This window comes from Frankia sp. Hr75.2, from assembly GCF_949319125.1.
In the GTDB taxonomy this organism is placed as follows: domain Bacteria; phylum Actinomycetota; class Actinomycetes; order Frankiales; family Frankiaceae; genus Parafrankia; species Parafrankia soli.
Genome location: NZ_CASGGV010000161.1, coordinates 1 through 1253 on the forward strand (window position 1 = coordinate 1; position 1253 = coordinate 1253).

The 1253-nt window shown below is 66.2% G+C and carries 1 protein-coding gene; it reads right to left on the bottom strand.

Translation table 11 applies throughout. From position 1 onward, the window contains the following. On the bottom strand, positions 1-488 hold a 488-nt coding region (locus AC559T_RS13310), incomplete at its 3' end, for a MaoC family dehydratase (protein WP_498868898.1). Positions 489-1253 lie beyond the last annotated feature (765 nt).

The window sequence follows — 1253 nt, forward strand, 5'->3', positions numbered from 1 at the left end:
GGCCGGCCGGGCTGTTCTCCCCCGCGGGCCTCGCCGTAGGACCGCTTGGGGACCATCACCTTGCGCCGGTAGACGCAGACCAGGGTGCCGTCCTGGTTGAGGCCGCGGGTCTCGACCGTCACGATGCCGCGGTCGTCCTTGCTCTTCGACTCCACCTTGTCCAGCACCGTCGACTCGCCGTAGATCGTGTCCCCGTGGAAGACCGGCGCCACGTGCCGCAGCGACTCGACCTCCAGGTTGGCGATCGCCTTGCCGGAAACGTCGGCGACGGACATCCCGAGCAGCAGCGAGTAGACGTAGTTCCCGACGACCACGTTGCGCTTGAACTGGGTGGTGTGCTCGGCGTAGTTGGCGTCCAGGTGCAGCGGGTGGTGGTTCATCGTGAGCAGGCAGAACAGATGGTCGTCGTACTCGGTGACCGTCTTTCCAGGCCAGTGCCTGTAGACCGCACCGACCTCGAACTCCTCGTAGTACCGGCCAAACTGCATGTGTTCCCCCAACTGCGCGGGATGAGCGGTTCGGTCTGCGCCCGCGGATCGCGCCCGACTCCGTCTGATCTCTGCGAGCGCTCGATCGCCCGAGCCTCCAGCCGTCCCAGGGCGCCGCTTCCCTGCGGCCTCCGTAGCGGCGGTCGTCGCGCCGTGCCAGCCGGGACCGCCCAGCACGGCGCTTGTATATACGCACCTATGTTTTTATATAGGAACTATCTCGCTGTCAAGGCGGCGGAGTCGATCCCCGACCGGATCCTGTGGCTCGCGACTCGTCCAACCAGGAAGATCCACCCGGCAGGGCGGCCAGCCTGGTCGGGCCTGTGCCGGTGGGGCGGCACCTCCCCGCCCCCTCTCCACCCGACGACTCCAGGGCGGGAGATCTCGCGACCGACCTCCGCGACCGACGGCGAGGCAACCCCGACGACCAGGCGGCCCGAGGGCACCTCCTGGTTTTGCGTACCCGCCCCGGGGAATATCGGGAAAGAGTCGGGATACGATCACAGAAAAGGCAGAGTAAAATCGGCGTTTCGGGTCAAAATACCCCAGACCACTGTGGGTGGGATATCAGTTCCACCGCGGGCGGCCCAGACAGCATGACCCGCATTTTCGCTGCCGGCGGCAAGACCGGGCGCCTGATGATGTCCATGGACTGGTCCAACACACCACTCGGGCCGCTCAGCGATTGGGAAAAGTCACTGCGCATGGCCGTGGGCCTCTGCCTTGAGTCACACTTCCCGCTGGAGATCCTGTGGGGCCCGGACC